Consider the following 5,000-nt stretch of genomic DNA (forward strand, 5'->3'; position numbering starts at 1 on the left):
TTTGGCACGCTGTTGAGTTCTCAAGGAACGGACGCTTCCTTCGTACTCACCCGCAGTAACACTTACTGGGGCTTTCCTCCGGGCTTTCGTTCTTCGTTTCCGACTCTATCAGACTCTTTCGTGTCCGATTCCCGGTCGAAGCGGGATTCGCCTTCCGGGACTCGCTTTCGCGTTTCCCTTTCGGCGAGACCGACTCTATCAGAAGTTTTCCACCGGATTTCCCGGCTTCGAATTTCCGAACACGGAGTCGACTGTGCACCCGGGGCTTGGAGTCCCGGGTACGAGGTCTGCTTGGGGTTCGTTGCCGAACGATCCGTTCCAGGCAACCGCTCCACTCTACATCCGTGCCCCACGGGTGTCAAAGACCCCAGGCGTCCGCTCGCAACCGCGGAGAGACCGATGAGTTCCCCGTCCGGCTGCGGTCTCCATCCGGTAGACACAGCCAGAGCAGGACCTTCCCGAGGAGTGAGTCGCATGCGGATCGTGGTCACCGAGTTCATCAGCCTGGACGGTGTCGTACAGGCGCCCGGCGGGCCGGACGAGGACCGGGACGGGGGCTTCGCCCACGGTGGCTGGGTGGCGCCGTTCTTCGATCCGGAGGTGGTCGGCGGCGCCTTCGACGCCGCTCTCGCCGGCGCGGAGGCCCTCCTCTTCGGGCGGCGCACCTGGCAGACGATGGCCGGCGCCTGGCCGGACCGGGCCGGCGACCCCTTCGCGGACCGCATGAACGCCCTCCCGAAGCACGTCGTCTCCTCGACGCTCACGGCCGCCGACCTGACGTGGAACAACACCTCCCTCATCGCCGGCGACAAGCCGGTGCCCGCGATCCGGGAGCTCCGCGAGCGCGAGGGCGGCGACCTGGTGGTGATGGGCAGCCCCTCGCTCGTCCGCACCCTGATCGAGGAGGGCCTCGTCGACGAGCTCCGCCTCAACGTGATGCCGGTCGTCCTCGGCGGCGGCAAGACCATCTTCCCGACGTCCGGCAGCAAGCGCTCCCTGCAGCTGGTCTCCGCGGTCACCAGCCCCACGGGCGTCCAGGTCTGCACCTACCGGGCGGCCCAGGACCCGTCTCACTGACCAGGGCGTGCCGCGTCTCCTCGTACGCCGCCTCCACCGCCCCGGCCGGACAACATGGCTCCGGGCTGGGGGACCACGACCAAAGTCCCTGCACCCGTGGGACCGGCGACCCAGGCGCCGAACCCGGCCGCACGCCTACGGTGGCGCCGACGGGGCAGGCACATCCGATGGCGGGGGCGGGTATGGCAGTGGCGATCGTGACGGGGGCTTCCCGCGGCCTGGGCCGAGCCCTGGCCGCGGAGCTTGCGGGGCAGGGCTGGAGCGTGGTGGTGAGCGGGCGGAACGCCGGCGCGCTCACCGGGGCGGCCGACAGGCCCGGCGTGGTCGCGCTCGCCGGCGACGTACGCCATGGCCCGCACCGCGCCGCGCTGGTGGCGGCGGCACGGCGGCTCGGCGGGCTGGACCTGCTGGTGAACAACGCGGCGGTGCTCGGGGCGGAGCCCCTGGTGCCGCTGGCGGAGCAGTCGCCGGCCGGGTTCCGCCGCGCCCTGGAGGTGAACCTCGTGGCACCGCTGGCACTGGTCCAGGAGGCGCTGCCGCTGCTGCGGGCATCCCCCCGGGGCGCCGTACTGAACCTCAGCTCGGCCGCGGCGGTCACGGCCTACCCGACCTGGGGGGCGTACGGGGCGACCAAGGCCGGGCTGGACCTGCTGTCGGGTGTCCTGGCCGTGGAGGAGCCGGAGCTGCGGGTGTGGTGGGCGGACCCGGGGTCGATGGCGACACCGATGATGGCGTCGGCCGAGCCGGACGCGGACCTCGGCGCACTGCCGACACCGGAGGAGGTGGCCCCGCTGCTGCTGCGCCTGGTCGCGGAGCGGCCGCAGAGCGGGCGGTACACGGCGCGGGGCCTGGCGCGTGAGGCGGCGGTCACGTAGCGGCGCCCGCCAGGGCAGCGGGCATGGCCAGGGTGGTGAGGTCGCCGCGGTCCGCCGAGCGGACCGTGACGGGCTGGTCGTGGCCGCGTAGGTCGAGCAGGACGTCGGGCCCGATCGCGGTGCTCACCGCGGGATAGAGGGTGGTCACCTCGAACCGCACCCGCAACGCCCGTCCCGCCACGGTGGCCGGCACCGCCACACGGGTCCCGGCACCGTCCACCGCTCCGACGGTCAGTCCGTGGCCGCCCGCCCGCAGCACGACGTCCGCACCGGGCTGCTCCTCCAACGCCCGCAGGAGCAGCTCCTTCGAGACCGTCACACGAGTGGTGGCCCCGCCCAGTGACGCGAGCATCAGCCGGTGATCGGGAAAGTCCTCCGACACGAGCCGGCAGTGCCGGTCTCCCCGACCGCCGAGGCACAGCCGGATGCCGTGAGGGACGGCTTCGAGACGCACTCTCGGGCTGCGCCGGATCTCGCCGACCGCGGCCCGCAGCTCCCCGCCGTCGACCGTGCCGGCCCATGCCCGCACCGGCCCTTCGGCCGGCACGAGCGTCCTGGTGGCGAGCCGGTACCGGTCGGTCGCGGTCAGGGTGACCGCCTCGGCATCCACCTCGACGCGCACGCCTGCGAGTGCGGGTGTCCCGGGCTCGTACGCGGTCGCGGTCAGCACCTGCTCGACCGCATCCGCCAGTACGGGCCCCTTCAGGGCCCCGAGGGGAAGCCGCGTCTCCTCGCCGAGTGCGGCCCTGATGACGGCGGCCTTCTCACGCACGGCCGCGGCCTGGTCCATGATCTGCGCGACGTGTTCGTCGAGGAGCCGAGCCGCCTCACCGGCCTCCGCCCCGAGCACGGCCTCGACACCGGCCAGCGGCATGGCGACCTCACGCAGGCGCCGCAGCGCGACGGCCCGGGCCAGCTGGCCGGGACTGTAGTAGCGGTAGCCCGAGGCGGAATCGGTCTCGGCGGGCGGCAGCAGCCCGGAGTCGGCGTAGAACCGCAGCGCGCTGGCGGTCAGACCACTGCGTCGGGCAAAGGCCCCTATCGGCATCAGCTCGTCTTCTGGCACGGCGCCATCCTCAATCTTCAACCGACTCGAAGGTCAAGGCTGTGTCCGGGAAGCGGGCTTCCTGCGGGGCTAGAGGTTGACCCGCTTCAGATACACCCGCCGGCGGTGGGGGACGGTCTGGTACCAGAGCAGGAGGTGCTCGTCCTCGTACGTCCGAAGCCGCATCGGATTCTCGTCCTCGTGCAGGCTGCCGTCCTTGGGGTCGATGCCCAGGGAGGCCAGGTCGACGAGCCCGTCCATGACGGCGCTGACGAGCAGTTGCTGTTCCGTCGGCATGTCCCCGAGAACCCAGAGCCGGCTGGGGTCGCATTCCCATGCCCAGCCGTTGTCGCTCTCGACGGCTTCGCCGCGCGGAGTCACAGGCCGATTTCCCGCTGGGCCTCGGCGAGGATGCGGCTGCTCGTTGCCATGGCGTCCTGGAACTGCTGCTCGGTGGAGGCGGGGTCGCCCGCGATCCGTTCCGCTTCGCGGAGGGTGGCCGCGCGGGCCGGCCAGCGGTGGATCGCCACGTGGGTGGCCCACTTGATCAGGAAGAAGCGAAGCGGGTTGATCGCCCCGGTCTCCGCGGCCCGGTCGAAGGCCTCGTGGCATTCCTTGTCGAGCGCCGCCAGGCTCGGCATGTCGATCCGCCGCACCGCGTCCCGCAGGGCCTCGCGTGTCATGGCCGGCTGGGGGATCAGGGGGCGGTCGCCGTCTTCCACCTGCTGTGCTGTCATCGGACTCCTCCAGGGGAACGCCGCCAGGATACCGAGACGGGCCTCGACATTGCCCTGAAACGCAGGAAAGCCCCGCACCAGAGCTGGTGCGGGGCTTTCCCACAATGATTGTTCGGCGGCGTCCTACTCTCCCACAGGGTCCCCCCTGCAGTACCATCGGCGCTGAAAGGCTTAGCTTCCGGGTTCGGAATGTAACCGGGCGTTTCCCTAACGCTATGACCACCGAAACACTATGAAGTTGAACTCAAGCCGGCAAGGCGAGTTCGTTGCTTCAGAACTAACACAGTGGACGCGAGCAACTGAGGACAAGCCCTCGGCCTATTAGTACCAGTCAGCTCCACCCGTTACCGGGCTTCCACATCTGGCCTATCAACCCAGTCGTCTACTGGGAGCCTTACCCTCTCAAGGAGGTGGGAATACTCATCTTGAAGCAGGCTTCCCGCTTAGATGCTTTCAGCGGTTATCCCTCCCGAACGTAGCCAACCAGCCATGCCCTTGGCAGGACAACTGGCACACCAGAGGTTCGTCCGTCCCGGTCCTCTCGTACTAGGGACAGCCCTTCTCAATATTCCTACGCGCACAGCGGATAGGGACCGAACTGTCTCACGACGTTCTAAACCCAGCTCGCGTACCGCTTTAATGGGCGAACAGCCCAACCCTTGGGACCGACTCCAGCCCCAGGATGCGACGAGCCGACATCGAGGTGCCAAACCATCCCGTCGATATGGACTCTTGGGGAAGATCAGCCTGTTATCCCCGGGGTACCTTTTATCCGTTGAGCGACGGCGCTTCCACAAGCCACCGCCGGATCACTAGTCCCGACTTTCGTCCCTGCTCGACCCGTCGGTCTCACAGTCAAGCTCCCTTGTGCACTTACACTCAACACCTGATTGCCAACCAGGCTGAGGGAACCTTTGGGCGCCTCCGTTACCCTTTGGGAGGCAACCGCCCCAGTTAAACTACCCATCAGACACTGTCCCTGATCCGGATCACGGACCGAGGTTAGACATCCAGCACGACCAGAGTGGTATTTCAACGACGACTCCACAACCACTGGCGTGGCCGCTTCACAGTCTCCCACCTATCCTACACAAGCCGAACCGAACACCAATATCAAACTGTAGTAAAGGTCCCGGGGTCTTTCCGTCCTGCTGCGCGAAACGAGCATCTTTACTCGTAGTGCAATTTCACCGGGCCTATGGTTGAGACAGTCGAGAAGTCGTTACGCCATTCGTGCAGGTCGGAACTTACCCGACAAGGAATTTC

General features: G+C 68.1%; 5 protein-coding genes and 2 rRNA genes (1 of these 7 cut by a window edge). 2 read left to right on the top strand and 5 right to left on the bottom strand.

Translation table 11 applies throughout. The features are described from left to right. Positions 1-474 precede the first annotated feature (474 nt). Both C0216_RS29385 and C0216_RS29390 read left to right on the top strand, forming a co-directional pair. The gene (locus C0216_RS29385) at positions 475-1,077 is read left to right on the top strand and encodes a dihydrofolate reductase family protein (RefSeq protein WP_114058157.1); all 603 of its coding nucleotides are present in this window, start codon (positions 475-477) and stop codon (positions 1,075-1,077) included. A 182-nt stretch (positions 1,078-1,259) separates the two neighbouring features. Continuing rightward, the gene (locus C0216_RS29390; RefSeq protein WP_114058158.1) at positions 1,260-1,952 is read left to right on the top strand and encodes an SDR family NAD(P)-dependent oxidoreductase; all 693 of its coding nucleotides are present in this window, start codon (positions 1,260-1,262) and stop codon (positions 1,950-1,952) included. Here C0216_RS29390 and C0216_RS29395 read toward each other — a convergent pair. The 5 genes from C0216_RS29395 to C0216_RS29415 all read right to left on the bottom strand — a co-directional run. After that, complete coding sequence (locus tag C0216_RS29395; RefSeq protein WP_428985503.1) at positions 1,945-3,000, bottom strand: MerR family transcriptional regulator; 1,056 nt, start codon at positions 2,998-3,000, stop codon at positions 1,945-1,947. The two genes, C0216_RS29390 and C0216_RS29395, sit on opposite strands and share 8 nt — an antisense overlap. An 87-nt stretch (positions 3,001-3,087) precedes the next feature. Continuing rightward, positions 3,088-3,294, bottom strand: coding sequence for a hypothetical protein (locus C0216_RS29400; RefSeq protein WP_162793312.1), 207 nt, complete (start codon positions 3,292-3,294; stop codon positions 3,088-3,090). Positions 3,295-3,374: 80 nt separating this feature from the next. After that, the gene (locus tag C0216_RS29405) at positions 3,375-3,734 is read right to left on the bottom strand and encodes a hypothetical protein (RefSeq protein ID WP_114058161.1); all 360 of its coding nucleotides are present in this window, start codon (positions 3,732-3,734) and stop codon (positions 3,375-3,377) included. Positions 3,735-3,844: 110 nt separating this feature from the next. Continuing rightward, positions 3,845-3,961 (bottom strand): 5S ribosomal RNA (gene rrf / locus C0216_RS29410). Between the two features lie 74 nt (positions 3,962-4,035). After that, positions 4,036-5,000: ribosomal RNA gene (locus tag C0216_RS29415) — 23S ribosomal RNA — on the bottom strand (it continues 2,153 nt past the right edge of the window).

The organism is Streptomyces globosus (genome assembly GCF_003325375.1).
Lineage (GTDB): Bacteria > Actinomycetota > Actinomycetes > Streptomycetales > Streptomycetaceae > Streptomyces > Streptomyces globosus_A.

Bases quoted from the DNA above. Each gene is read 5' to 3' on its own strand.
- C0216_RS29385 (WP_114058157.1), top strand. From the start codon at position 475: ATGCGGATCGTGGTCACCGAGTTCATCAGCCTGGACGGTGTCGTACAG.
- C0216_RS29390 (WP_114058158.1), top strand. From the start codon at position 1,260: ATGGCAGTGGCGATCGTGACGGGGGCTTCCCGCGGCCTGGGCCGAGCC.
- C0216_RS29395 (WP_428985503.1), bottom strand. From the start codon at position 3,000: ATGCCGATAGGGGCCTTTGCCCGACGCAGTGGTCTGACCGCCAGCGCG.
- C0216_RS29400 (WP_162793312.1), bottom strand. From the start codon at position 3,294: ATGCCGACGGAACAGCAACTGCTCGTCAGCGCCGTCATGGACGGGCTC.
- C0216_RS29405 (WP_114058161.1), bottom strand. From the start codon at position 3,734: ATGACAGCACAGCAGGTGGAAGACGGCGACCGCCCCCTGATCCCCCAG.